The sequence below is a fragment of the Mycobacterium sp. SM1 genome (assembly GCF_018361265.1).
Taxonomy (GTDB): domain Bacteria; phylum Actinomycetota; class Actinomycetes; order Mycobacteriales; family Mycobacteriaceae; genus Mycobacterium.
Genome location: NZ_JAFLNH010000004.1, coordinates 403,939 through 430,165 on the forward strand (window position 1 = coordinate 403,939; position 26,227 = coordinate 430,165).

The 26,227-nt window shown below is 67.5% G+C and carries 23 protein-coding genes and 2 pseudogenes; 12 read left to right on the plus strand and 13 right to left on the minus strand.

Features of this window, described 5'->3' with window-relative positions; all coding sequences use genetic code 11:
- Positions 1-18: 18 nt before the first annotated feature.
- Positions 19-1,455, minus strand: a complete 1,437-nt coding sequence (gene glnA / locus MSM1_RS18500; RefSeq protein WP_213445129.1) for a type I glutamate--ammonia ligase — start codon at positions 1,453-1,455, stop codon at positions 19-21.
- A 206-nt stretch (positions 1,456-1,661) separates the two neighbouring features.
- Here glnA and MSM1_RS18505 point away from each other — a divergent pair, with 206 nt between their 5' ends.
- Positions 1,662-2,210: an RDD family protein gene (locus MSM1_RS18505; RefSeq protein ID WP_374101742.1), complete on the plus strand. Its 549-nt coding sequence runs from the start codon at positions 1,662-1,664 to the stop codon at positions 2,208-2,210.
- Positions 2,211-2,269: 59 nt separating this feature from the next.
- Here MSM1_RS18505 and MSM1_RS18510 read toward each other — a convergent pair whose 3' ends face one another.
- The 7 genes and pseudogenes from MSM1_RS18510 to MSM1_RS18540 form a co-directional block, all read right to left on the minus strand.
- Entirely contained in the window at positions 2,270-3,022 is a 753-nt protein-coding gene (locus MSM1_RS18510) for a DUF4191 domain-containing protein (RefSeq protein WP_213445131.1), read from the minus strand.
- A gap of 36 nt (positions 3,023-3,058) precedes the next feature.
- A complete protein-coding gene (gene lipA / locus MSM1_RS18515; RefSeq protein ID WP_307857437.1) occupies positions 3,059-3,997 on the minus strand; it encodes a lipoyl synthase in 939 nt (312 codons plus the stop codon).
- 154 nt (positions 3,998-4,151) lie between these two features.
- A pseudogene (gene lipB, locus MSM1_RS18520) lies at positions 4,152-4,838 on the minus strand (lipoyl(octanoyl) transferase LipB); the annotation flags it as partial.
- 117 nt (positions 4,839-4,955) lie between these two features.
- On the minus strand, positions 4,956-5,867 hold the full coding sequence (locus MSM1_RS18525) for a TIGR01777 family oxidoreductase (protein WP_213445137.1): 912 nt from the start codon (positions 5,865-5,867) through the stop codon (positions 4,956-4,958).
- A gap of 15 nt (positions 5,868-5,882) precedes the next feature.
- Positions 5,883-7,652 (minus strand): 2-oxoglutarate dehydrogenase, E2 component, dihydrolipoamide succinyltransferase, encoded by a 1,770-nt coding sequence (gene sucB, locus MSM1_RS18530; protein WP_213445740.1) that lies wholly within the window; start codon positions 7,650-7,652, stop codon positions 5,883-5,885.
- A 211-nt stretch (positions 7,653-7,863) separates the two neighbouring features.
- The gene (locus MSM1_RS18535) at positions 7,864-9,399 is read right to left on the minus strand and encodes a leucyl aminopeptidase (protein ID WP_213445139.1); all 1,536 of its coding nucleotides are present in this window, start codon (positions 9,397-9,399) and stop codon (positions 7,864-7,866) included.
- A gap of 11 nt (positions 9,400-9,410) precedes the next feature.
- Positions 9,411-10,544 carry an adenylate/guanylate cyclase domain-containing protein gene (locus MSM1_RS18540; protein ID WP_307857438.1) on the minus strand — a complete coding sequence of 378 codons (1,134 nt, stop codon included), beginning with the start codon at positions 10,542-10,544 and terminating at the stop codon, positions 9,411-9,413.
- A gap of 43 nt (positions 10,545-10,587) precedes the next feature.
- Between MSM1_RS18540 and gcvT the strand changes: the two genes are divergently transcribed.
- Positions 10,588-11,685, plus strand: a complete 1,098-nt coding sequence (gcvT, locus tag MSM1_RS18545) for a glycine cleavage system aminomethyltransferase GcvT (RefSeq protein ID WP_213445143.1) — start codon at positions 10,588-10,590, stop codon at positions 11,683-11,685.
- 22 nt (positions 11,686-11,707) lie between these two features.
- Complete coding sequence (locus MSM1_RS18550; protein ID WP_213445145.1) at positions 11,708-12,814, plus strand: branched-chain amino acid aminotransferase; 1,107 nt, start codon at positions 11,708-11,710, stop codon at positions 12,812-12,814.
- Between the two features lie 52 nt (positions 12,815-12,866).
- Here the strand turns inward: MSM1_RS18550 and MSM1_RS18555 are convergent, their stop codons facing one another.
- The 4 genes from MSM1_RS18555 to MSM1_RS18570 are packed head-to-tail and all read right to left on the minus strand — an operon-like array spanning position 12,867 to position 15,922.
- A complete protein-coding gene (locus tag MSM1_RS18555) occupies positions 12,867-13,601 on the minus strand; it encodes an adenosylcobinamide-GDP ribazoletransferase (RefSeq protein ID WP_213445147.1) in 735 nt (244 codons plus the stop codon).
- The gene (cobT, locus tag MSM1_RS18560; RefSeq protein ID WP_213445742.1) at positions 13,598-14,665 is read right to left on the minus strand and encodes a nicotinate-nucleotide--dimethylbenzimidazole phosphoribosyltransferase; all 1,068 of its coding nucleotides are present in this window, start codon (positions 14,663-14,665) and stop codon (positions 13,598-13,600) included. Before cobT ends, MSM1_RS18555 begins: the two co-directional genes overlap by 4 nt.
- Complete coding sequence (locus tag MSM1_RS18565; RefSeq protein WP_213445149.1) at positions 14,662-15,207, minus strand: bifunctional adenosylcobinamide kinase/adenosylcobinamide-phosphate guanylyltransferase; 546 nt, start codon at positions 15,205-15,207, stop codon at positions 14,662-14,664. The genes cobT and MSM1_RS18565 overlap by 4 nt, the downstream gene beginning before the upstream one ends.
- A gap of 28 nt (positions 15,208-15,235) precedes the next feature.
- Entirely contained in the window at positions 15,236-15,922 is a 687-nt protein-coding gene (locus tag MSM1_RS18570; RefSeq protein ID WP_213445744.1) for a DUF3043 domain-containing protein, read from the minus strand.
- A 156-nt stretch (positions 15,923-16,078) separates the two neighbouring features.
- Here MSM1_RS18570 and MSM1_RS18575 point away from each other — a divergent pair, with 156 nt between their 5' ends.
- The 3 genes from MSM1_RS18575 to MSM1_RS18585 all read left to right on the plus strand — a co-directional run bounded on the left by MSM1_RS18575 (position 16,079) and on the right by MSM1_RS18585 (position 18,914).
- Positions 16,079-17,158 carry a glycerate kinase gene (locus MSM1_RS18575; RefSeq protein WP_213445746.1) on the plus strand — a complete coding sequence of 360 codons (1,080 nt, stop codon included), beginning with the start codon at positions 16,079-16,081 and terminating at the stop codon, positions 17,156-17,158.
- Between the two features lie 129 nt (positions 17,159-17,287).
- Entirely contained in the window at positions 17,288-17,644 is a 357-nt protein-coding gene (locus tag MSM1_RS18580) for an iron-sulfur cluster assembly accessory protein (protein WP_213445151.1), read from the plus strand.
- Between the two features lie 295 nt (positions 17,645-17,939).
- Entirely contained in the window at positions 17,940-18,914 is a 975-nt protein-coding gene (locus MSM1_RS18585) for a carbohydrate kinase family protein (protein WP_213445154.1), read from the plus strand.
- Between the two features lie 43 nt (positions 18,915-18,957).
- Here MSM1_RS18585 and asnB read toward each other — a convergent pair whose 3' ends face one another.
- Positions 18,958-20,916 carry an asparagine synthase (glutamine-hydrolyzing) gene (asnB, locus tag MSM1_RS18590; protein WP_213445156.1) on the minus strand — a complete coding sequence of 653 codons (1,959 nt, stop codon included), beginning with the start codon at positions 20,914-20,916 and terminating at the stop codon, positions 18,958-18,960.
- A gap of 241 nt (positions 20,917-21,157) precedes the next feature.
- Between asnB and MSM1_RS18595 the strand changes: the two genes are divergently transcribed.
- From MSM1_RS18595 to MSM1_RS22575, 6 genes and pseudogenes are all read left to right on the plus strand, one after another.
- Positions 21,158-22,204: a cytochrome c oxidase subunit II gene (locus MSM1_RS18595; protein ID WP_213445749.1), complete on the plus strand. Its 1,047-nt coding sequence runs from the start codon at positions 21,158-21,160 to the stop codon at positions 22,202-22,204.
- An 8-nt stretch (positions 22,205-22,212) separates the two neighbouring features.
- Entirely contained in the window at positions 22,213-22,632 is a 420-nt protein-coding gene (locus MSM1_RS18600) for a cytochrome c oxidase subunit 4 (protein WP_213445158.1), read from the plus strand.
- Positions 22,633-22,914: 282 nt separating this feature from the next.
- Positions 22,915-23,838, plus strand: coding sequence for an MmpS family transport accessory protein (locus tag MSM1_RS18605; protein WP_213445160.1), 924 nt, complete (start codon positions 22,915-22,917; stop codon positions 23,836-23,838).
- On the plus strand, positions 23,838-24,494 hold the full coding sequence (locus MSM1_RS18610; RefSeq protein WP_213445163.1) for a DUF2561 family protein: 657 nt from the start codon (positions 23,838-23,840) through the stop codon (positions 24,492-24,494). The genes MSM1_RS18605 and MSM1_RS18610 overlap by 1 nt, the downstream gene beginning before the upstream one ends.
- Positions 24,495-24,643: 149 nt before the next feature.
- Positions 24,644-25,279: pseudogene (locus MSM1_RS22570) on the plus strand (transposase); the annotation flags it as partial.
- Positions 25,260-25,940: a transposase gene (locus tag MSM1_RS22575; RefSeq protein ID WP_282100973.1), complete on the plus strand. Its 681-nt coding sequence runs from the start codon at positions 25,260-25,262 to the stop codon at positions 25,938-25,940. The pseudogene MSM1_RS22570 and the gene MSM1_RS22575, both read left to right, overlap by 20 nt.
- Positions 25,941-26,227: the final 287 nt, after the last annotated feature.

The following is a 26,227-nucleotide window of genomic DNA, read 5'->3' on the forward strand; positions in this document are numbered from 1 at the left end:
GCGACGACACCCGCTGGCCTACACGTCGAAGTACAGCGCGAACTCGTACGGATGCGGGCGGATGTTAACCGGCTCGATCTCGTTCTCGCGCTTGTAGGCGATCCACGTCTCGATCAGATCTTCGGTGAACACCCCGCCCTCGGTGAGGTAGTCGTGGTCCGCTTCGAGGCGGTCGATCACCGCCGACAACGAGGTGGGGGCCTGCGGGATGTTCGCCGCCTCTTCCGGCGGCAGCTCGTAGAGGTCCTTGTCCACCGGCGCCTGCGGCTCGATCTTGTTCTTGATGCCGTCGAGGCCCGCCATCAACTCGGCCGCGAACGCCAGATACGGGTTTCCCGACGAGTCGGGGCAGCGGAACTCCAGCCGCTTGGCCTTGGGGTTGGTGCCGGTGACCGGGATACGCACGCATGCCGACCGGTTGCGCTGGCTGTAGACGAGGTTGATCGGTGCCTCGTACCCGGGCACCAGGCGCTTGTAGGAGTTGACCGTCGGGTTGGTGAACGCCAGCAACGACGGCGCGTGGTGCAGCAGGCCGCCGATGTAGTGCCGGGCCAGGTCCGAGAGGCCCGCGTAGCCCGCCTCGTCGTAGAACAGCGGGTTGCCGTCCTTCCACAGGGACTGGTGGGTGTGCATTCCCGATCCGTTGTCGCCGAAAAGGGGTTTGGGCATGAACGTCACGGTCTTGCCGGCCTGCCAGGCGGTGTTCTTGATGATGTACTTGTATAGCTGCGCGTCGTCGGCCGCGTGCAGCAGCGTGTTGTAGAGATAGTTGATTTCCGCCTGCCCGCCGCTGCCCACCTCATGGTGACCCTTTTCGAGGGTGAACCCGGCGTTGATCAGGTTGGTCAGCATCCGGTCGCGCAGGTCGACATAGTGGTCGTTGGGCGCAACCGGGAAGTAGCCACCCTTGTGGCGCACCTTGTAGCCGCGGTTGGGGCTGCCGTCGGCTTCGGTCGCATTACCGGTGTTCCACCAGCCCGAGATCGCGTCTACCTCGTAGAACGCGCCGTTGGCTCGCGAGTCGAAGCTCACCGAGTCGAAGATGTAGAACTCGGCTTCCGCCCCGAAGTATGCGGTGTCGGCGATACCGGTGCTCGCCAGGTAGTTCTCCGCCTTGCGGGCGACATTACGCGGGTCGCGCGAGTAGGGCTCCAGGGTGAACGGATCGTGCACGAAGAAATTCAGGTTCAGTGTCTTGGCGGCCCGGAACGGGTCGACGCACGCGGTGTCCGCATCGGGCAGCAGCAACATGTCGGACTCGTGGATCGCCTGGAAGCCGCGGATCGACGAGCCGTCGAACGCGATTCCGTTCTCGAACACGTTCTGGTCGAAGCTTGACGCCGGAATCGTGAAGTGTTGCATGACGCCGGGTAGATCACAGAACCGGACATCGATGTATTTGATGTCCTCGTCTTTGACGAGTTTGAAGACGTCGTCGGGCGTCATTTCCGTCACTGATGTGCTCCTTTACTGGTCATCGCCGGATCGACGCTAGGGAGCCCATGTTTCCTGGGCGTCAAGCCTGTGTTGCGCAGACGTTACACCAGCTTGTGGCGATCTTCGAACCGGGTGTCACATCGCTACTCTCGTACCGATCTCATACCGATTATCCCGGCAGACCTATCGCGGCGTACCTGTGGTGGCATACCTATGGTGGGGAGGTGGCCCGCGTGATCGCATCCTGGCTGTCCGGTCGTGCCCGGTCGCGGTGCGGACACGCCGAGCCCGGGGCGGGCCGGCCCACCGCCGGCTGGGAATCGGGGCATCAGACCCGCCCGCCGGTCGGCGGTCGTCGTGGCGGGCATCCGGGTGAGGCGCTCGGGCTGCCGGAGGGCGGCCCCGGATCGCTGGCCCGGATGGGGCGCCGGTCAGCGGCGCTGGCCGTCGACTGGCTGGTGGCCTACGGTCTGGCAGCGCTGGCGATGCGGTTGGGGATGGTGACACCGGAGCAGCTGGCGACCGCGGTCATGGTCGTCTGGCTTTTGCTCGGCGTGGTTGCTGTCCGGTTGTTCGGGTTCACACCGGGTCAGTTCGCCCTGGGCATCAGGGTGGTGCCGACGGGTGCGGGGACTGGCCGGTCGCACGTCGGGCTCGGCCGCGCGGTGGCGCGGGGCGTGATGATCGCGCTGGTGATTCCGGCGCTGTTCGTCGACGCCGACGGACGCGGTCTGCAGGACCGGCTGAGCGGAACCGCTGTGGTGCGCCGCTAAGCCGCTAAAGCGTGTCGAGGGGACTTCGCCTAAACTCAGCCTGCCTGGGTTTAGCCGCGTTATCTGCGGCGCACGGTGCGCTGCACGCCGCGTAACTTGGCCGCGGTGGGTGCCGGCCCCTTCGGCGTGGCGGTCGCGGAGGCCCGCGAACCCAGTGCGGCCAGCCGCGACTCCAGCGAGTCCATCTGTTTGACGCTGATGTTGGCTGGCAGGCGGGTGAGGTGGCGCTCCAGCTTGGCCAGCGGAATCTCGCCCTCGGCATTGCCCACGACGATGTCGTAGATCGGTGTGTCGCCGACAAGCCTCGCGGTGCGCTTCTTTTCCTGGGCGAGCAGCGGTTTGACGCGGGCGGCGGATCCTTCGGCGACGAGGATGACCCCGGGGCGGCCGATCACGCGGTGCACGGCGTCAAAATGACCGGTGTCGGCCACGTTGCGGGTGACGCGCCACTTGCCGCGGAGGTTGTCTAGCACCCATGCCGCCGCACCGGGTTGTCCTTCCGCCTTGCGGTAGACCGTCCGTTGCGCGCGGCGGCCGAAGATGACGAATGCCGCCAGCGCGCCGACCACGATACCGAGTGGGATCATCATGATCGTGTTGAACCCGCCCGCGGCCACGGCGGCCATCACCGATACCCCGACGATCAGCACGAATGCGCCGATCATGAGGGGCAGCAGCCACTTGTCCTCCCGGCGCTGCATGAGGAACATCTGCCAGACCTGGGCGCGGCGCTCCCGGGCGGCGGCCTTACGGGCGGCCCTGGCCTCGGCCCTGGCGGCCTTTGCGGCAGCGGTATTGCGGGATTTCACCATGATCACCAAGGATACGGAAAAGTGGCCAGCGCCGTGTCAGCGGGGGCCAGCGGCGCGACCCCGTGCGACCGCCTGCTCGTAGAGCCGGCCGGCCCGGTAGGACGATCGCACCAGCGGCCCGGCCAGTACCCCGGCAAACCCCAGTCGTTGGGCGTATTGCGCGTAGTCGACGAACTCCTGCGGGTGGATCCAGCGCTCAACAGGGTGGTGGCGCGCCGACGGGCGTAAGTATTGCGTGATGGTGACGATGTCGCAGCCGGCCTGATACAGGTCGGACAGGGCGGTGCGCACCTCGTCGGGGGTCTCACCCAGCCCGAGGATCAGGTTGCTCTTGGTGAGCAGTCCGACGTCGCTCGCCGCGGTGAGCACGTCGAGGCTGCGCCGGTAGGCGAACGCGGGCCGAATCCGCTTGAAGATGCGCGGCACGGTTTCGACGTTGTGCGCCAGCACCTCCGGGCGTGCTTCGAAAACCCGCTCGAGCCGGGCTGGATCGCCGTTGAAATCCGGAATCAACAGCTCGACGCCGGTCGACGGGTTGAGCCGCTTGATGGCGCGTACCGTCTCCGCGTACAGCCACGCCCCGCCGTCGGGCAGATCATCGCGGGAAACGCCGGTGACCGTGGCATACCGCAGACCCATCGCACGCACACTCTCGGCGACCCGCCGCGGCTCATCGCGGTCCAGCGGCGCCGGTTTACCGGTGTCGATCTGGCAGAAATCGCATCGACGGGTGCACACTTCCCCGCCGATCAGGAAGGTCGCCTCCCGGTCCTCCCAGCATTCGAAGATGTTGGGGCAGCCCGCCTCCTCGCAGACGGTGTGCAGACCTTCACGGCGGACCAGGCGTTGCAGCTCGGTGTACTCCGGGCCCATGCGCGCCCGGACCTTGATCCACGGCGGCTTGCGCTCGACCGGCGTTCGCGCATTGCGAACCTCCAGGCGCAGCAATTTACGGCCTTCCGGGGCGACGGTCACGATGGCGATGCTACGCGTGCACGGCGACGATGCCCGCCGGGACGGGGGGCTGAGGAGCCGTGCCATCAAGCCCGCGGGCGACGATGCCCGCCGGGACGGCGGGCTGAGGAGCCGTGCCATCAGGACTGCAGGCGACGATGCCCGCCGGGACGGGGGGCTGAGGAGCCGTGCCATCAGGACTGCAGGGCAGTATGCCGTCGAGGGCGTCGCGCACCGCGTCGGCGACCGCCGAGCGGACGTCATCGACACCGACGCGGCGGCCCAGTTCCACCGATAACGACGTGACGCCGGCATCGGCGATGCCGCACGGGATGATCCGCGCGAACGCAGCCAAGTCGCAATCACAGTTGAGCGCGAACCCGTGCAGGGTCGTCGCGTGCGACACCCGGACACCGATGGCGGCCACCTTGCGGGCTGGCCGACCGGAGCCGGCCGGCAGCCAGACCCCGGAACGGCCGTCGACCCGACCCACCTCCAGGCCCAGATCGTTGCACACCTTGATCAGCGCTCCCTCAAGGCGCCGAACATAATTGACCACGTCAAGCGGTTCGGTCAACCCGATGATCGGGTAGCCGACCAGTTGCCCGGGGCCATGCCAGGTGATCTTCCCGCCACGGTCGGTGTCGATCACCGGTGTCCCATCGACGGGTCGTTCGTGGGGCTGGGTGCGCCGTCCGGCGGTGTACACCGCCGGGTGTTCCAGCAGCAGCAACGTGTCGGGGCCGCCGGCGATGCGGGCGTCGACAAGCTCGCGCTGCAACTGCCACGCGGCCAGGTAGTCGATGCTGCCCAGTTGGCGGACGTCGATCGGAGCCGCGCTGGAGCGGATGGAACTCGTCACGGTGGTGAGGGTACGCCGGTCGAGGATGGGGCCGCGCGGCGACCGGCGGCAAGCTGAAGTCCGCATGCGGCGGGCTCACTTACCGACGATAAGCGCGGACCTGCACGCCAATCCGGACTATGCCCTGACGGGCCGAGCCAGGGCCGAGCTCAATGCCTCACCGATGGTGTTGTGGTGGAACTGGAAACCCGCGCGCTCGAGGGCGGCCGGGATGGCGCGCTGGCCGGTGAGCAACCCCTCGTCGGCGAACTCGCCGAACGCGGCGCGCACCGCGAACCCCGGCCATATGAACGGGGCGGGGCGATTAAGCGCGCGTCCCAATGTCGCGGTGAACTCGGCGTTGGTGACGGGTGCGGGCCCAGTCAGGTTGACCGGGCCCGACAGCGACGGCTGTGCAACAACGAACATCAGGGCCCGAACCTCGTCTTCCAGGGTGATCCACGACATGTACTGGCGCCCATTGCCCAAGCGGGCGCCCAGTCCGAGCGAGAACAACGGGCGTAGCCGGCGCAGCAGACCTCCCGATGCGGCCAGCACCAGGCCGCTGCGGGCCAGCACCACACGGGCGCCGGCCTGCTGGGCGGGCGCTGTTGCCGCTTCCCAGTCTTTGCACAGCTGTGCCAGGAAACCTGCTCCAGCAGGGGCGGTTTCGTCGACAGTTTGATCTTTGGTGTTCCCGTAATAGCCGACGGCGCTGGCGTTGATCAGCACCCCGACACCAGCGTCGGCGACCGCAGACGCGAGGACCTCAGTCGGTGTGATGCGGCTGTCGCGCAAGCTTTGTTTGAAGGCTCCCGACCACCGGTGCCGGGCGATGTTGACGCCACAGAGGTTGATCACGGCGTCGACACCACGCAGCGCTCTGGCGTCAAACTGGCCGCTGTCGGGATTCCAGTGCAGCTCGCTGGCGGTGGCCGGTATTCGGCGCACGATCCGCAGCACGTGGTGGTCAGCGGCGCGCAGCGCCGCCACCAGTGCCGACCCGATCAGCCCGGACGAACCGGCAATCGCGATGACAGCCTCGGCCACGGTGGGAAGCCCTTCTCACAGCCCCAGGTCGGCCTCGAACGCTCCCTCTTCGAGCCGGTTTTTGATCGTGGTCAGGAAACGCCCCGCGTCGGCGCCGTCGATCAACCGGTGGTCGTAGGTCAGCGGCAGATAGCAGACCGAGCGTATTCCGATTGTTTCGTTGCCGTTTTCATCGACAATCACCCGCAGGCGTTTGACGATCGCCCCGGTGCCCAACATGGCGGACTGCGGTGGAATCAGGATCGGGGTGTCAAGCAGTGCGCCTTGGCTGCCGATGTTGGTGATGGTGAAGGTGGCGCCGAACAGCTCGTCTGGCTTCAGGTCTCCCGAGCGTGCCCGCGCGGCGATGTCGGCGATGGCACGGGCCAGTCCGGCCAGCGACAGATCGCCGGCGTTGTGGATGACGGGGGAGAGCAGACCCTGCTCGGTGTCGACGGCGATGCCGAGGTGTTCGGCATCGTAGTAGGTGATCTCCTTGGTCTCTTCGTTGTAGCTGGCGTTGATGTTGGGGTGAACCTTCAGCGCGTCGATGACCGCCCGGGCGATGAACGGCAGGAAGGTCAGGTTCACCCCTTCGCGTTCGGCGAATTCCGCCTTGGCCCGGTTGCGCAACGCCACGATCTTCGTCATGTCGACCTCGTGGGTCTGCGTGAGTTGCGCCGTAGCTAGCAGGGATTCCCGGGTTTTCTGGGCGGTGATTTGACGGATTCGGCTGGCCTTTTGGACGGTGCCCCGCAAATGCGCCAACGCCGGTGTGGGGGTGGGTGCGGCCGGCGCCGTGGTGCTGGGAGCAGGCTGCGGCGCGGCCGCGCGGGCTTTCTTCGCTTCTTCTTTCCGCTGGACGGCGGCCAGCACGTCTTGCTTGCGGATGCGCCCGCCAACACCGCTGCCCTTGATTTCGCTGAGGTCGATGCCGTTGTCGGCGGCCAGTTTCCGCACCAGCGGGGTGACGTAGGGCGCGCCGGTTGTCACGGGCGGCGATGCGGGCCGGGGCGCGGGTTGCGGTTCGGCCCTGGGGCTCGGCGGTGCCGCGGTGGCCGCCTCAGGCGCTGGCGCAATCGCCACCGCCCGCGCCGGCTCCGGTTTGGTTTCCGGCTCCGGTTTGGTTTCCGGCTCCGGTTTGGTTTCCGGCTCCGGTTCGGGCTGGACGGCACCGGGTTGGGCCTCGACGGCACCGGCCGCGGACGCGGGGCCGATTCGGGCGAGCTCACCGCCGACGGGGACGGTGGCGTCCTCGGCGGCGGTGATGCTGATCAGCGTGCCGGCCACCGGTGAGGGAATCTCGGTGTCCACTTTGTCGGTGGACACCTCCACCAGCGGCTCGTCAACTTGCACGGAATCGCCGACGTTCTTCAGCCAGCGGGTCACGGTGCCCTCGGTCACCGACTCGCCGAGCTCGGGCATGAGTACCGGTGTGGAGTCGTCGCCCCGCCGGATGGATGCGCCCGGGGCGGGCGCTTCGGGCTGCGGCTCGGTCTGGGTTTTGGGCTGCGGTTGCGGTACCGCCGCGCCGGGCTGCGCTTGCGGGCTTTCCGCCGGGCTTTCCGCCGCGTCACCGATGACGGCCAGCTCGCCGCCGACCTCGACGGTGTCGTCCTCCCGGGCGATGATCTTGGTCAGCACGCCGGCCGCCGGCGCCGGGATCTCCGTGTCGACCTTGTCGGTTGACACCTCGACCAGCGGTTCATCGAGTTCGACTCGGTCGCCTTCTTGCTTGAGCCAGCGGGTGACCGTCCCCTCGGTGACGCTTTCACCGAGTGCCGGCATCTGCACTGAGAAGGCCATCTGCGTTGACTCCTCGATCGATCGATCGGTCGGCATGCGCCGACTTCTGGCTTACCACGGCGCCGGGCGCCGCACCCGGGCCGATGTCACAACCATCCTGTCACTTCCGGACGCTCAACCCCCATGCAGGGCAGAGCCGACCGGCGCATGCCTCGGGGGTGTCGCGCGGCGTGTCCGTCAGGCCGCCGGGGACCTCGACGAGGTCATCCCGCTACCCGTTTTCGGCGATGTCCTCCAGCACAGCGAACATGGTGCGAGTCGGCACACCGGTGCCGCCCTTGGGCGTGTATCCCCATGGGCCGCCGGTGTTATACGCCGGTCCAGCAACGTCGATATGCGCCCAGCTGACTCCGTCGGCGACGAATTCGCGCAGGTAGGTGCCCGCGACCAGCATCCCGGCGAAGCGCTGGCTGCTCACATTAGCCAAATCGGCCACCGTCGATTTCAGCTCGTCTTTGAGCTCCTCGGGCAACGGCATCGGCCAGCCGTTCTCACCGACCCGCTGCGAAATCGCGGCGACCCGGTCGCGGAACTCGTCGCTGCCCATCACCCCTGGCGTGCGGTTGCCCAGCGCCACCGTCTGCGCCCCGGTCAGCGTCGAGGTCTCGATCAGGTAGTCCGGGTTGTCCTCACAGGCGCGCACGATGGCGTCGGCCAGGATCAGCCGGCCCTCGGCGTCGGTGTTGAGCACCTCCACCGTGGTTCCGCCGTAGTGGGTCAGCACATCGCCGGGGCGCTGCGCGCTGCCCGACGGCATGTTTTCGGCCATCGGCACCGTGGCGATCACGTCGATGGGCAGCCGCAGTTGAGCGGCCAGGGCCACCGTCCCGATGACGGCGGCCGCCCCGGCCATATCCCCGGTCATGTGGTGCATGTTCGCGGCTGGCTTGATGGAGATTCCCCCGGTGTCGAAGGTGATGCCCTTGCCGACCAGGGCCACTTTCTTGGTCTGCTTTGGGCTTTTGCTCAGCCGCGAGCCGTGGTGGATCAGGCGCACCAACCGTGGTGGGCGTGACGAGCCCTTGCCGACGCCGATCAGCCCACCGAAGCCGGCCTTGGCCAGCGCCTCGTCGTCGAGCACCTCCACATCGAGACCGACGGATTCACCCAAAGCCTTTGCACGCCGCGCGAATTCGACGGGATAGAGGTGACTCGGCGGGGTGTTGACGAAGTCGCGCGCCGTGGCGACGGCGGTCGCCACGGCCGCGGCGCGTGCGGCCTGGTCCCGGGCATTTTTGGCGGTGGATAGCGCGGTGATCTTGCGCAGCCCCGGATCCTTCGGTGCGGTCTTGTCGCTGCGGAAGGCGGTGAACCGGTAGCTGCCCAGGATCAGTCCCTCGACGGTGGCGGCCAGATCCAGCCCGGACAGCGTGGTGATCACCGACTCGGCGCCGTTGAGCGCCCGTGCCGCGGAACCGGCCGCACGCCGGATGGTCTCGGCCGGCCACTCGTCACGCGCCTTGCCCAAACCCACCGTCAGCACGCTGCCCACCGCCAGCGAGGACACCACCAGCCGGTGCACCTGCTCGCTGCCGCCCTTGGCGCTGAGCGCGCGCAGCCCGGCCTCGATCTCGGCGACGGCCTCGGCAGGCAGGAACGGCTCGGCCGCGGTGACGGCGGCGCCCGGCTGGTCCTCGTCACCGGTCGAGACCACCGGCACGATCAACACCGCCGACGCCGCGCCGCGGCGCGGCAGCGAGGCGGCGACGCTGACGGAGGGAGACAGGTACCTGAGTTCGGTGCTCACGGCCAACCACCCTAGTCAGCGCGCTGCGGCGGATTCGTCATGCCGCGCGGTCGCTGGCCGCCACTTAGGTCGTAGGCCTTAACTGGTGCGTGAAAGCCCTTCAGTGGCAATGGGTCTTGGGCAATGGCCGGCCAGTCGGGAAGTTTGTCGCGGATTTCCGGCGCGGCAAGGATCTGCCCGGGCCGTGCCGCGGCGACCAGCCGGGCGGCCAGGTTCACCGGGTTGCCGAAGTAATCACCATCGACGGCCAGCATCTCGCCGTAGCCCAGGCCGGCGCGGACCCGCAGCCCGACCTCGCGCACCCGCGGGTGATCGACCAGGTCGACCGCCGTCCTGGCCAGCCGTGCGACCGTCGGGCTCACCCACATCACGGCGTCGCCGATGAACTTCACCACCCGTCCTTCGTCGGCGCGCACCACGTCGGTGACGGTGGCGCCGAACTCGGTGAGCATTGCCGACAACTGCTCGGGTGTGAGCATCTGGGTCAACGCGGTGAAACCGGACAGATCCACAAAACCGACACCGCAGACCACGCTGGCCGCCGGCTGCGGGCTGACACTCTCGAAGTAGGCCCGGGCGGCCACCAGATGATGGCGGTGGACGGCGTCGAACATCGCCCCGATGCGCGGGATGAATTCGTTGACCCTGCGGTAGGCCCGCGCGGTGGTGAGTTCATCGTGGGTCTGGGTGATCCACACGTCGGGTGCGCCGACGCGGACAACCGCCGACTCGGCTTCGGCCAGCCGGGCGACGGTCGCGCCGATGACACGCAACAGGCCGCAAGCGGCGTCCGCGCCTATCTGGGCTCTGAGCGCCACCCAGGTCGCCAGGCCGTCGACGTCGGCTTGGGTCAACGCGGCAGTGTCGGGGTCTGCGACGGTCAGGCCAAGCATGGCCCAGGCGTGCGCGACGTCCGCCACCGGAACATCGAGCGCCTCGGCGGCGCTGCGCAGGCTATAGGTCCGGGGACCCGACCATTGCAGGACGTCACCGGCAAGTCCGAACAGCCGGCCCCGGCGCTCGGCCTCGGCCATCTCCTGGGCGGTGAAGCCGAGGCCCGCCAGGTACTCGATCAGCGGCGCGCGCTCACGCGCGTTGGCGATTCCGAGTGCCTCGAGCGCGTCGAAATCCAGGGCCTCGACCACCGACACAGTGTGCCAGCCGCGGACCGCATTAGGGTGGGTTTGCATGAGCGCCGACCTGCTGCACGGACCTCTGGAAGACCGCCACCGCGAGCTGGGCGCCAGCTTCGCCGAGTTCGCCGGCTGGTGGGTGCCGATGTCATATGCCGGGACCGTCGCCGAGCACAACGCGACTCGCGGCACCGTGGGCCTGTTCGACGTCAGCCACCTGGGCAAAGTGTGCGTACGCGGGCCGGGAGCCGCGGAGTTCGTCAACTCCGCGTTCACCAACGATCTTCGCAAAATCGGTCCCGGCAAGGCCCAATACACGTTGTGCTGCACCGAATCCGGCGGTGTCATCGACGACCTGATCGTCTACTACGTGGGGCCCGACGAAATCTTTCCGGTGCCCAACGCCGCGAACGCCGCCGCCGTGATCGCCGCGCTGCAGAACGCCGCTCCAGACACCCTGACGATCACCGACGAGCACCGCTCCTACGCGGTGCTGGCCGTGCAGGGGCCGCGGTCCACCGAGGTGCTCGACGCGCTGGGGCTGCCGAGCGCGCTGGAGTTCATGAGCTTCACCGACGCGACGTTCGACGGGGTGCCCGTGCGGGTGTGCTGCAGCGGCTACACCGGCGAACACGGTTACGAGTTGATGCCACCCTGGGAATCAGCCGCCGGGGTGTTCGACGCGCTGGTGAAGGCGGTCACCGACGTGGGCGGGCAGCTGGCCGGCATGGGGGCCCGCGATACCCTGCGCACCGAAATGGGTTATCCGTTGCACGGACACGAGCTCTCGGCTGACATCTCACCGCTGCAGGCCCGCTGTGGCTGGGCGGTCGGCTGGAACAAGGACACGTTCTGGGGCCGTGGTGCGCTGCTGGCCGAGAAGGCGGCGGGACCGCGGCGGCTGCTGCGGGGGCTGCGAGCCGTCGAGCGTGGTGTGTTGCGCCCCGGGCTGACGGTGTTCGACGGGGACACCAAGGTCGGGGTCACCACCTCCGGAACGTTCTCTCCGACACTGAAAGTCGGTATCGCGCTGGCACTGATCGACACCGCCGCCGGCATCGAGGACGGTCGGCGCGTCACCGTGGACGTCCGTGGACGCGCCATCGCGTGCGAAGTGACGCGGCTGCCTTTCGTGGCAGCCAAAACCCGATAACGCGCACATATAGAATCGGCGCATGGTCAGCGGTCCGCTCGAGTTCACGGTTTCTCGTGCGGTGAGCCCGGCGACCGACGAGGTGCGGCGATCGATCCTGGCGGACCCCGGTTTCGGCAAGTATCACACCGACCACATGGTGTCGATCGACTACGCCGACGGGCCCGGCTGGCACAACGCGCGGGTGATGGCCTACGGCCCGATCACGCTGGACCCCTCGGCGATCGTCTTGCACTACGCGCAAGAGGTGTTCGAAGGCCTTAAAGCCTATCGCTGGCCCGACGGCTCGATCATGTCGTTTCGCGCCGACGCCAACGCCGCCCGGATGCGCTCGTCGTGCCGTCGCCTGGCGATCCCCGAACTGCCCGAGGAGCTGTTCCTGGAATCGCTGCGCCAACTCATCGCCGTCGACAAGGCGTGGGTCCCCCCGCCCGGCGGCGAGGAGTCGCTGTATCTGCGGCCCTTCATCTTCGCCACCGAACCGGGACTAGGCGTGCGCCCGGCCAAGCAGTTCCGCTACCTGCTGATGGCTTCACCGGCCGGCGCATATTTCAAAGAGGGCATCAAACCGGTCAGCGTTTGGGTGTCGACGCAATACGTGCGGGCCTGCCCCGGTGGGACCGGCGCGGCGAAGTTCGGTGGCAACTACGCCGCATCGCTGGTGGCCCAGGTTCAGGCCGTGGAAAACGGGTGCGAACAGGTGGTGTGGCTGGACGCTGTCGAGCGCCGCTACATCGAAGAGATGGGCGGGATGAACATTTTCTTCGTGTTCGGCAGCGGGCCGTCGGCGCGGCTGGTCACACCCGAGCTGACGGGCTCGCTGCTGCCTGGTATCACACGGGACTCGTTGCTGCAGTTGGCGATTGACGCAGGTATCGCTGTCGAGGAACGCAAGATCGATATCGACGAATGGCAGAAGAAGTCCGCCGCCGGCGAGATCACCGAGGTGTTCGCCTGCGGCACCGCGGCCGTCATCACTCCGGTCGCGCGCGTCAAGTACGGCGACGCCGAGTTCACCATCGCCGACGGCGAGCCTGGTGAGGTGACCATGGCGCTGCGCGACACGCTGACCGGAATTCAGCGCGGCACCTTCGCCGACACCCACGGCTGGATTGCCCGCCTGGACTAGCCCCGGGTGTAAGCGCCGCCACAGCATGGCGGGGCGTTTCAGGCGTGTCGGGCTAGAACCGGGCCAGCCCCGCCAGCAGCACGGCGGTCACCGTCGTCGTCACCTCGATCGCGGCGCCCAGGACGTCGCCGGTGATGCCGCTGAACCGGTGTATGCAGTGCGCGATCAGCACCGCGGCGCAACAAAGCGCCACCAGCACCGCGACCGGTCCCTGCCAGGGCCGCGGACCGGCCGCCAGCGACACCACCGCCAGCACCACCAGCCAGGCCGCCACCACCGTGGCCGGCTGGGTGCCGGCCACGCGGGCGCCCAGGGTGCTGCCTTCGGCCGCGGGCACCGATCGGCGGCAGGCCACCACCACCGCGACGCGGCCGGCAACCACGGCGTCGACGATCCCGACCACGCTCAGCGTCGCGAACGCCAGACCCTGCACGACGATCACCATCACCACGGCCGCTACCCCCAACGGGCCGGTCCGCCCATCGCGCATCACCGCAAGCGCGCGGGACGGCGGGCCGTAGCAGCCCAGCCCATCGGCGGTGTCGGCCACGCCGTCGATGTGCAGGCCGCGGGTCGTGGCCAGCAGCGTCGCCACCGCGAGCAGGCCGGACAGCGCACTGCCGGGGCCGAAGACCAGTGCACCGACCCACGTCACGGCTGCGGCCAGCGCGCCCAGCGCGGCGCCCACCATCGGCAACGCCGTTATCGTGCCGCGGTCCAGCCGGCGATCGCCGGGCAGCGGGACCACGGTTTCGAAAGCGAAAGCGCTTGCCAGCGCCTTGATCACGGCGGTGGCGGGGGATCGGCTTCAGCACGGGTGGACACACCGGCCGCGGCAAAGGTGGCCATCGACGACAGCGCGGCCACCGCCGCCCGCAGCACACCCAGCGCCACCGCGGCGCCGGCCCCCTCGCCCAGTCGCATCCGCAGGTCGAGGATTGGCTCGAGCTCTAGGGCCGCCAGGGCCAGGCTGTGAGCCGGTTCCGCCGAGCGATGACCGGCCTGCCACCACTGCCGGGCGCCCGGGGCCAACCGCTCGGCGACCAGGGCCGCAGCCGTGACCGCCAGGCCGTCGAGCAGCAGCGGGGTGCGCCGGACCGCGGCCTGGGCGCAAAAGCCCGCCATCGCCGCCAGGTCGGCGCCCCCGCAGCAGCGCAGCAACCCCACCGGGTCAGAAAACAGCGGCCGCGCCCGAAACAGCGCGTCGCGCACCGCGGCCGTCTTGCGGGCCCAGCCGGCGTCGTCGATGCCGGTGCCAGAGCCGACCACTGCGACCGGCTCGGCGTCGGTGAGCGCTGCGACCAAAACCGCCGCCGGGGTGGTATTGCCGATCCCCAGATCGCCGGCGATGAGAACGTCGGCGCCGGCGTCGACCTCCTCGTCGGCGATCAGGCGACCGGCCTCGATTGCGCTGGCGATCTCCTGAGCGGTCAGCGCGTCCTCTTTCGCGATGTCACCGCTGCCACGCCGAACTTTATGCGCGCCAATCTGCTCCGCGAGGGGGTCGGCGTCCACGGCCAGATCCGCTACCCGCACGGTCGCACCCGCGACACCGGCCACAGCGTTGATCGCCGCGCCCCCGCTGACGATGTTGGCGACCATCTGGGCCGTCACCGTTGGCGGGTAGGCCGACACCCCGCGGCGGGTCACCCCGTGATCACCGGCGAACACCACGACCCGAGCACGTTCGAATTGCCTTGGCGGGCAGCGTCCCTGGCAAGCCGCGACCCACGCCGACAGATCTTCGAGGCGGCCCAGCGCGCCCGACGGCTTGGTCAGCGTTTCGTGGCGCGAGCGAGCGGCCGCGGCGGCGGCGGGGCTGGGGGGCGGCACCGGTGCGAACTCCATCAGATCCCCGCTCCCCGGAACGGCTTGAGCTGCGCCGGTTGGCCGGCCACCACCAGCACCACACGATCGCACAGCGCGGCGAGTCGCTGATTGAGCATGCCCAACTCGTCGGCGAAGCGCCGGCCGGACACGGTGCCCGGCACCACCGACAATCCCACTTCCGGGCTGACAAGCATCAGGGGTGCGCGGAACTCTCGTACCGCGGCGATCAGCTCTTCGACGTCGACTGCCACCGATCCGGCGTCCCAGGCACGGTGACGGTCCAGGGCTGCGGTCAACCAGGCGCCGATGTCGTCCACGAGCGTCGGGGTGCGCGGTGAGCGCCGCAATTCGGTGGCGACGTCGTCGGTCTCGACCGTCGACCAGTGCGCGAGGCGGCGGGCGCGGTGCTCCGCGACCCGCGCCAGCCACACGTCATCGGCGTGATCGGCCCGCCCGGTGGCCAGGTAGCGCACCGGCTGGCCGGGCGCCAGCAACTCGGCGATGGCCGCCTCCGCCCACTGGGACTTACCCGACCGGATCCCGCCGAGCACCAGGGTGCGCACCGCGGGTCAGGCGGCTCTCAGGCGGCTTTTAAGCAACATTGCTGCCGCGGCTGACCTGGGGGCGCGGGGCCCGTGTGCGGCGCAGCTGGGAAGCCCGGCTGACGGCGTAAAGGCCCAACTTCCACCGGCTTTCGGTGTTATCGGGGAACTTGGCGTCAACCAGGGTGGCGACCTTGCGGGCCAGGATGATCCCATCGATGGCCATGACGGTCATCAAGACCATCATCGCGGGCGAGAGGTACAGCTGGAGCTGTGGCACGGCAAAGGTGGGAACCAGCAGCGCCAGCACCGAGGGCATGAACAACCCGAGCACGTTGCGGCGGGAGTCCACCACATCACGGACGAACCGGCGGACCGGGCCGCGGTCACGCGGCAGCAGGTACGCCTCGTCGCCGGCCATCATGCGTTCCCGGCGTTCCGCCATCTGCGCACGTCGCCTGGCCCGGTCGGCCCGACGCTCCTCACGGTTGAGTTTGGGCCCGGTATGTAGTTTGCGCCGCGCGCGAGCCTCGGCGAGGTTCATGGGCGCCGGGGCGACCGGGCCCCGTTTTCTGCGGTCCTTGTCGCGGCGTTTAGGCGTGGGCCGCCCTTTGGGTGCGGTCGTGCGCGAGCCGCGGACGGCTTCGGGCGGGGAGCCGGGGCCCGCCGTCGTGGCGGCATCCCCCCTGACGTGGGCGTCATCGACCAGTTCCTTCTTACGGCCCAGCAGCTTCACAGTCACCAGGTTACTTCGATGTGGCTTATGGCCGGCTACCCGGTCGGTGATGAGCCCAGTTTCGGCATGCGCCACCAGCCGCCCGGTTCTACGCTTTCTGAAATGAGCGGCCGACCGGCTGGTGCTGGCGTGGTGGCGACCGGAGTCCACCGACCGATGTGGCGGGTGCTGGTCGCCCCGGACAGCTATGGCGACAGCCTGACCGCGGTACAGGCTGCCGCCGCCATCGCGGCCGGCTGGAACCGGGCACGTCCGGGCGACCAGTTCACCGTTGCGCCGCAGTCTGATGGCGGACCGGGTTTTGTGTCGGTGCTGGCGGCCCGGCTGGGGGAGGTACGGCGGCGACGGGTCTGCGGCCCGCTCAGCGCCGAAGTCGATGCGGACTGGGTGTTCGACTCTGGCTCGGCGACGGCCTACCTGGAATGCGCGCAGGCCTGCGGCCTGGGACTGCTGGGCGGCCCACCGACACCGCAGACCGCCCTGGCGGCGCACAGCAGGGGAGTCGGCCAGCTTATTCTGGCGGCGTTGCAAGCCGGGGCGACACGGATTGTGGTGGGGCTCGGCGGTAGCGCAAGCACCGATGGCGGACAGGCGCTGGTCGACGAACTCGGGGGTCTGGACGCCGGTCGGCGGCGGCTCGCGGCGACGGAGTTGATCGTCGCCTGCGATGTCGAATACCCGCTGCTGGGACCGTGGGGTGCCGCGCGGATATTCGGCCCGCAGAAAGGTGCCGACGCGGGCACGGTCGCGGCGCTCGAAGAGCGCCTCCGGTGGTGGGGCGCAAAACTGGACGCGGCTGCCGGGCGGACGGTGAGCGCGGAAGCGGGTTCGGGTGCCGCCGGTGGTATCGGGGCTGCGCTGCTCGCGCTGGGCGGAAGATGCACGTCCGGTGCGGCCCTCGTCGCCGAACACACGCATCTGGCCGACGACATCGCCGCTGCGGACTTGATCGTCACCGGTGAAGGCCGGCTGGACGAGCAGTCGCTGCACGGCAAGGTGGTCGGGGCGCTGGCCGCTGCCGCGCAACCGCGACACATTCCGGTGGTGGTGCTGGCGGGGCAGGTTCGTATGCACGAGTCCGCGTTGCGATCGGCGGGGATTTTAGCGGCCTACGCCATCGCCGATTATGCTGGTTCGGTGGGGTTGGCCCTGGCCGATGCCGCTAACCAGCTTATGGGCCTGGCGTCGGCGGTGGCGTCGCGACTCGGGAATTACGCCCAGAGCAGGTACCGTTGAGTCAGCGGGCAGTCAAGTCCGGCCCGGCGACGATGCGGCCCGAACGGTGGGCCGGGGAGGAGCCGGGTGTCAAGTCCGATCCAATACACCGAACACATACCGAACACATAGGGACGCGTAGGAGACCTAATGGCTGTTCCAGACCAGTCCACGGCGACGACTCATGGCGTGACCTTGACCGAGGCCGCTGCCGCCAAGGCGAAGGCCCTGCTGGAGCAGGAGGGGCGCGACGACCTGGCGTTGCGTATCGCGGTTCAGCCGGGCGGATGTGCTGGGCTGCGCTACAACCTGTTCTTCGATGACCGCACGCTTGACGGTGACTTGACCGCGGAGTTCGGTGGCGTGACGCTGACGGTGGACCGCATGAGCGCGCCGTATCTGCAAGGCGCGACCATCGACTTCATGGACACCATCGAAAAGCAAGGTTTCACCATCGATAACCCGAACGCCACCGGGTCCTGTGCCTGCGGAGATTCATTCAACTGAGAACTGATTGCGCTCGATGAGCAACTGCGCGAGGGTCGTGGTCGTCGCGAGGCGGGGTGCCTGACTCTGCTTGGCCCAGGGCGTTGACCACACCGCCGGTCGGGCACGACGTCCTGGCCACCGCACCGGCCGTCGCGAGCGATGGTATCGACTTCCCCGGTTGCCGGACACCCGGTAGCCTAAATCGCCGCTAATGTCGTGTGTCCGAGCGCACCCGCGGGCGCCGACCCGGTTTTGCGCCCTCTACCCGCATAGTCTTAGGTAGCCGAGCTTACGAACGAAGGGCGGAGATTTCGTGACGATAGTTGTGACCGGCTCGATTGCCACCGACCATTTGATGCGGTTTCCGGGCCGGTTTTCCGAGCAGTTGCTCGCCGAGCACCTGGAGAAGGTATCGCTGAGCTTTCTGGTCGATGACTTGGTGATCCACCGCGGTGGGGTGGCGGGCAACATGGCCTTTGCCATCGGCGTCCTCGGCGGTGACGTTGCGCTGGTCGGCGCTGCCGGCGAAGACTTCGACGAGTATCGCCAGTGGCTGGAGGCGCACGGCGTGAATTGTGCGGCGGTGCGGATCTCGAAGACCGCGCACACCGCGCGTTTCGTCTGCACCACCGATCTGGAGATGGCCCAGATCGCGTCGTTTTATCCGGGCGCTATGTCGGAGGCCCGTGAGATTTCACTCGCCGATGTGGTCTCGACCATCGGGAAACCGGAGTTGGTGATCGTCGGCGCCAACGACCCGGACGCGATGTTTTTGCACACCGAGGAGTGCCGCAAGCTGGGGCTGGCGTTTGCCGCCGACCCGTCCCAACAGCTGGCCAGGCTTTCCGGTGAGCAGATTCGCCAGCTCATCGACGGTGCCACCTATTTGTTCACCAACGATTACGAATGGGATCTGCTGCTGTCCAAAACCGGCTGGACCGAAGCGGACGTGATGGCGCAGGTCGGCCTGCGGGTGACCACACTCGGCCCCAAGGGCGTAGACATCGTTGACCGCGACGGCACGGTTGTCCACGTCGGGGTGGTGCCCGAGACCGACCGAGTGGATCCCACCGGCGTCGGTGATGCGTTTCGGGCCGGCTTCCTGACCGGACGCAGCGCGGGACTGAGCCTGGAACGTTCCGCGCAGCTCGGGTCGCTCGTCGCGGTGTTGGTGCTGGAGTCGACGGGCACACAGGAGTGGCAATGGGATCGCGACGTCGCGATGGCCCGGTTGGCCGGCGCCTACGGCGAACCGGCGGCCCGGGAGATAGGCGCTGCGCTGCCGTAGGCCGGTCCGAGTCGTGTCGAGGACTGCGCCGACTGCTCGGATTTCACACGTGGACCGGGTAGTGTGGCTCGCTGATCTGCGGCTTCACGCTGTGCTCGACAAAGATCGCATGCCACAGCATGAAGATCAGCACTGTCCACAACCGGCGACTATGATCACTTGTACCACAACGATGTTCATCGAGCATCCGGCGTACAGCAGCGATGTCGACAAGATGGTCGGCCTGCGACGAGTCCACCATCGCATACGCCCACTCCAATAGCTCGCCGGCGCGCAGCCAGTGCCGGATGGGCACCGGGAACCCGAGTTTGGGCCGGTTGAGCACGTGCGCCGGGACAATCGCTTGCAGCGCTCGCCGCAGCGCGTACTTGGTGGTGGTTCGGGTAATTTTGGCCCGCAGCGGCAACCGGGAAGCCACCGCGAACACCTCGGGATCCAGGAACGGCACGCGCAACTCCAGCGAGTTCGCCATGGTCATCTTGTCGGCCTTGACCAAGATGTCACCTCGCAGCCAGGTGAACAGGTCGAGGTGTTGCATGCGGGCCACCGGATCCCATCCCCGCGACTGCACGTACACCGGCGCTGTCACGTCGGTGTGGGTCCACTCCGGCCGGAAACCGGGCAATACCGCGCGCAGCTGCTCATCGGAGAAACTGCGGGCGTTGCCGTAATAGCGTTCTTCTAGGGTCAGTGAGCCGCGGCGCAAAAGGCTCTTGCCACGCATGCCCTCCGGCAGCGGTTTAGACACCTTTCCCAGCGAGCGTCGCAACGCATCGGGCAAGTAGTCGAAAGGCCTGAGCGACAACGGCTCCCGGTAAATTGTGTAGCCGCCGAACAACTCATCGGCACCTTCGCCGGAAAGCACCACCTTTACGTGTTTTCGAGCCTCGCGAGCAACGAAGAACAACGGCACCAGTGCCGGGTCGGCCACCGGCTCGTCGAGGTACCAGACGATCTCGGGTAAGGCCGCCACGAACTCGGTAGGGCTGATTACTTTGGCGATGTGGCGGGCACCGATGGCCTCCGCCGATGCCACGGCGACGTCGATCTCAGAGAAGCCCTCACGCTCGAAACCGGTAGTGAAAGTGATCAGCCGCGGATTGTGCCGGATGGCCAGCGCCGCGATCGCCGTGGAGTCGATGCCTCCCGATAAAAATGCGCCCACGGTAACGTCGGCACGCATGTGTTTGGCCACCGAGTCCTCCAGGACGGCGGTGATCTCGTCATAGCGGTCCTGCTCGGTGTCCCGGGTGATCGGCGTAGCGGTGAAGCGCGGCACAAAATACCGGGTGATTTCGCTGATTCCCTGTCCGGGGCGGATTCGCGCGTAGCAGCCCGATTCCAGGCGCCGCACGCCGTGGTGCAGTGTCTCGGGTTCCGGGACGTATTGCAGCACCGTGTAGTGCTGCATGGCACGCTGGTCGACGCCGGTATCGAATCCGACCAGGTCCGCCAGGTCCAGCAGGCATTTCTTCTCGCTGGCCACCGCGGTCCCGCCGGTCCCGGTCGCAATGAACAGTGGTTTGATGCCGAAGGGGTCACGGGCACAGAACAACTCCCGGGTAACCGTGTCCCACAGCGCGAAGGCAAACATGCCACGCAATCGGGGCAACGCTGCGACACCCCAGTAGTGGTAGGCGGCGATAATGGCCTCGCCGTCGCCCTCGGTGGCGAACCTAGCCGCGTGGGTGGCGGCCAGTTCCTCGCGTAGTTCCAGGTAGTTGTAGATCTCGCCGTTGAACACCAGCGCGTAGCGACCGGGGGTCTCGGGTGGGCCCCACCGCAGTGGCTGATGCGAGTGCGCGATGTCGATGATGGCCAGTCGGTTGAAACCGAGCACGACAGTCGGATGCGAGTCAACGTCGGACCAGGTTCCCAGCTCATCGGGCCCGCGGTGGCGCATCAAGTGCGACGCGCGGGCGACAGCATCGACGACGCTGCACGCAGAACAGCGAGGGTCCGTGCCGGTGCCGGCCCGGACAAAGGCCAGCAATCCACACATGGCGCACCAGTATGCCGCAACCGCTGCGAGGCCGCGTCATCGCCGGGCAACGGGCCGGCCCCACGCGGCGCTGCCCGGCCCGCGTCGTCACCGGGGGAGGCGTGGTCTACGCTGCGTAGTATTCGAGTGCTGCAGCGCGGCGAGGGCAGCCGACGTTTCTTGGGGAAATCCCCCAGTCGGCCCAGCTTGTGACGGAGGAGGCGCCAACGTGACACTTCGCTGGCCCGGGTGTGCCGATGGGATGTGGGGGAAAATTCGCCGGGGATTTTCCCGCCGGCGCCGCCTGTTGGCGCTGTCCGGCACCGTGAGCGCGCTGGCGGTCAGCCTAAGTGGATGCAGCTGGTCGGAAGTGCTAGGCCTGGGCTGGCCCCGAGGCGTCACCCCGGAGGCGGACCTCAACCGGCACCTGTGGCTCGGCGCCGTGATTGCCTCGCTGGTTGTCGGGGCCATCGTGTGGGGGCTCATTTTCTGGGCTTCTACCTTTCACCGCAAAAAAGCCACCGACACCGAATTACCGCGTCAGTTCGGGTACAACATGCCGCTGGAGCTGGTGCTTACCGTGACACCGTTTCTGATCATCTCGGTGCTGTTCTATTTCACCGTGGTGGTGCAGGAGAAGATGCTCCATTTGAGTTCTGACCCCGAGGTTGTGGTCGACGTCACTGCGTTTCAGTGGAACTGGAAGTTCGGCTACCAGAAGGTTGATTTCAAAGACGGCACGCTGACTTATGACGGCGCCGACCCGGCGCGCAAGCGCGCGATGGCCTCCAAGCCCGAGGGCAAAGACAAGTACGGCGAAGAACTCGTCGGGCCCGTGCGCGGCCGCAACACCCAGGACCGGACCTACCTGAACTTCGACAAGGTCGAAACCCTGGGCACCAGCAGCGAGATCCCGGTGCTGGTGCTGCCTGCCGGTAAGCGCATCGAATTCCAGTTAGCCTCAGCCGACGTGGTGCACTCCTTCTGGGTGCCGGAATTCCTGTTCAAGCGCGATGTGCTGCCCGACCCTGCGGCGAATAACTCGGTAAACAAATTCCAGGTTAAAGAGATCACCCGGACCGGAGCGTTCGTCGGACACTGCGCAGAAATGTGCGGCACTTATCACTCGATGATGAACTTCGAGGTCCGCGTGGTGACGCCCAACGACTTCAAGGCATATCTGCAGCAGCGCATCGCCGGAAAGACAAACGCCCAGGCCCTGCAAGCGATCGACCAGTCCCCGGTCGCGATCAGTACGCACCCGTTCGAAACCCGCCGAGGCCAGCAGGTCCCCCAAGCGAGTAGGTGAAGACGTTCATGCGCATCGAAGCCAGGCTGTTCGAGTTCGTGTCCGCGTTCTTCATCGTGGTCGCGGTGGTGTACGGCGTTTTGACGCAACTGTTCGCGACGGGCGGCGTCGAGTGGGCCGGAACCACCGCGCTGGCGCTGACCGCCGGCATGGCGCTGATCGTGGCCACGTTCTTCCGCTTTGTGGCCCGGCGCCTGGACACCCGGCCCGAAGACTACGAGGGAGCTGAGATCAGCGACGGGGCAGGGGAATTGGGGTTTTTCAGCCCGCACAGTTGGTGGCCGATCCTGGTCGCGCTGTCGGCGTCGGTGGCAGCGGTCGGGGTCGCGCTGTGGCTGCCGTGGTTGATCGTCGCCGGCGTGGTGTTTGTTCTTAGCTCGGCAGCCGGACTGGTCTTCCAATATTACGTGGGTCCCGAAAAGCACTGAGGGGTTCGGTCGTGGTTAGAGTGCCCGGCTTCTCCTCGGGCCCTGGCGGGCCCGCATCGTCGCCCGGTCGTGGTTAGAGTGCCCGGCTTCTCCTCGGGCCCTGGCGGGCCCGCATCGTCGCCCGGGCAAGACGCAATCAAGGCACGAGTTGATTCGTGGCGGTTCGCCATGACCGCCCCGCCGCGCTCTGTTAGGTAGGCTTGCCGAGCACAATAGAAAATGTCTTGGGCGCGCGGCAGCAGTGCCGCGTGTTGGTGATGCAGTCGAACAGGACAGACAAACATGGGTGGGCCTAATCCCTCGGGACCGAAATCTGAAGAGCTGACACCCGGTGGCGAGCACGGTGACGAGCTGACCGTGGGCGGTGAGCGCGGTGAGGAATCGCAGCTCGGTAGCGAGCCCGGTGGCGAGGAGTCGGAGCCGGAGACTAGTGCGACCGAGTTTTACTCGCGGGCCTACTCGGCCCCGGAATCCGAGCACTTCACCAGCAGCCCGTACCTGCCGGTCGATCCACATCTATACGATTACGACAGCTACGGCGAGTCGATCGGCCTAGAAGATGAACGGGTCACTCCACGCTGGCCGTGGGTTGTCGGCGTAGCCGCGATCGTCGCCGCAATAGCTCTGGTCGTATCTGTGTCGTTGCTGTTCGCCCGCACCGACACCCAAAAGCTTGCCACCCCGGGCACTGCCCCATCATCCACGCCGCCTATGCAGGACGAGATCGTCACCACCACAGCCCAGCCGCCACCACCGCCGTTGAGTTCCGCGCCCCCGCCGCCCCCTCCGACGGAGACGGTGACGGTAACGACGACCCCCCCGCCCTCGCCCCCGCCACCGGCCGCCGAGACGCCGCCCCCGCCACCGGCTGCCACGGCACCACCGGCGTCGACGACGCTCGCGGCACCCCCGGCGCCCCCCCCTACTGTGGCCGGCCCACGGCAAGTCACCTATTCGGTGACCGGAACCAAGGCACCCTTTGACGTCATCACCATTACCTATATCGATGCGTCCGGGCAGCGACGGACGCAGCGCAACGCGTACATTCCGTGGTCGCTGACCCTGACGCCGATTTCGCAGTCTGAGATCGGGTCGGTGGAGGCATCTAGTCTTCTCCGGCTCAGCAAACTCAACTGCTCGATCACGACAAGTGACGGAACAGTTTTGTCGTCAAACAACAACGATCAACCGCAAACGAGTTGTTGATGGTCGACCGCGATCCCCGCGCCGGGCGCGGGTGGGGGACTGTGTCGCTTAGCACTACCGACCGCATCCTGCTCGGCTTGTGTGCAGGGGTCTGGCTTTTGCTGGTGGGCGTGAGCGTAGCCGCCATCGTCGCGCTGGTGGACCTGGGCCGGGGATTTCGCACGGGGGCAGGCAACGCGCATACCCCGGCGGCGCTGTACGCCATCATTGCCGTGTCCGTAGTGGTCATTCTGGCCGCCATCCCGTTGCTACTGCGGGCCCGCCGCACCGCCCCGGTTGAGCCCGGTGCTCGGCCGGTAGCCGCGTCGGTACCCGGGGCGAGTATCCGGCCACTCAGGCCTTCCCTGGGCTCGGCTGCGCACGGTGCGGCCGAGCAGGCCCCCACGGAGCGGCTCACCGCTTTTGGGCGGATCGCCTTGTCCGACGCCGAAGTGGACCGGATCTGGTTGCGGGGCACCATCGCCTTGCTGGCCCCGATGGGCACCGCGTTGGTTTCCGTCGCAGCGGCAACCTACCTGATGGCCATTGGCAGGTATGGCGCTTCCTGGACGGGGTACGTTATCGCCGGGATCGCCACCGTGTCGATGATTGTGCTCTCCTGGCGCAAGGTTCGGCAGTTGCGCCGCCTGGGCGCGGAGCACCAGCCGCCGTACTGAATGGGACAACGACGGGTCGTGTCCCTGCGGCGGTGTAAAAGGGTTCGGACGTAGGTTCCCTCGAAGACGAGCAAGTCTGAAGGAAGGAGCCTACGTCCGTGTCGAAAAGGTTATCGCCTGCGCAGCGGTTGCAGGAAGAAATTGATGGGGTGTTCGCCGGTGGAGAGGACCTGGCGGGCGCGATCGAGGAAGTAGCCCGGCTCGGTGCCCGGTTGCTGCCGCAGGCCGCGATCGAGGCCGAGGTGACCGCGTTTTTGGGACGCGAGTGCTACCAGCGCTCGGTGTTCAGTGAGGACGCCCGCGCGGGGATGCGCAACGGCTATTGCCCGACCACGGTGAGGACCACTGCCGGGCCGGTGACGCTGGAGCGGCCCACGGTGCGTGGCACCACCGAGCGGTTCGCTTCCCAGCTGTTCGGTACGGGGGTGACCAAGACCAACGCGCTGGAGGCGCTGGTGATCGCCGGGTTCGTGCGCGGGCTGTCGACACGCGATGTGGAGGCCACCTTGGTCGAGGCGCTGGGTGAGTCTGCGGCGATGTCGAAGTCGACGGTGTCGCGGATCTGCGAGGACATCCACGACCAATTCGAGGCCTGGAGTAGGCGCCGGCTCGACGACATCGAGCTGGATTACCTGTTCCTCGACGGCAGCCACTTCAAATACCATGCCAATGCCTCGGCTGAGCCGGTGTTGGCCGCCTGGGGCATCGACACCGGCGGCACACCGGTGTTCGTCGGGCTAGATGCGGCCGCCAGCGAGTCCGGGGATGCCTGGGAGGGGTTTTTGCGCGGGCTCGGGGGAGCGCGGCCTGGCGTGTCCGCTGTTGGTGATCAGCGACGGGGCACCCGGGTTGATCGGTGCGGTGCAGACCACCATGGGCGCGGCGTTGCGGCAGCGCTGCCTTCTTCATCGCGCCCGCAACCTTTTAGCCAAAATACCCAAGCACGCGGCTGCCGAGGTCAAGGCCGGCTACTGGGCGATCTTCAACCTGCCCGCCGACATCCAACCCGGCCTGGAGGCGGTCACACTCGCCCAGAACCGCATCGACGCGTTCGCCAAGCGCTGGCGCGACTCGTATCCGGCGGCGGTGCGCTGCTTGCTCGATGACCGTGACTCGCTGACGGTCTATCTACGGTTTCCGCGCGAGCATTGGACCCGGGTGCGGCATTCGAACTTCATCGAGCGAACTTTCGGTGAGACCCGTCGCCGGGTCAAGGTCATCGGTCGGCTGCCCGGCGAGCACTCCTGCCTCAAGCTGGTGTGGGCGGTGCTTGATCGCGCCTCGGCCGGATGGCGCGGGTTCACCATGACCCCGGCCGGGCTGCGGCTGCTGGCCGACCTACGCAGATCGCTGCACGACCTACCAACCGAACTGCCACAAAGAAATTCGAAAGCAAACTCAAAAACCGCGACGGTAGCAAGTGAACCTGTCAGCGCTACCGCATAAGATCATGAACGCAAGCGAGCGGCATCTACGCCAGGCCACTTTTACACCGCTCCTCAGACGCCACCGTCCTCCGCCGCTCGAGCAGTACCCGAAAGATGTGGCGGACTGGTGTGGCGAAGGCCCAGGCCTTGCGAGTCCCACGCCTGTGAGTCCTACGCCCGCCCGTCCAACCAGTCCAACCAGCCCCACAGGTCCCACGAGCGCAGCGCGGCCCTCAACCCCAGTGAGCCCAACGAGTCCTACGACCCCAATGAGTCCCACGAGCCCGGCGGCACCGGGCAATGCGC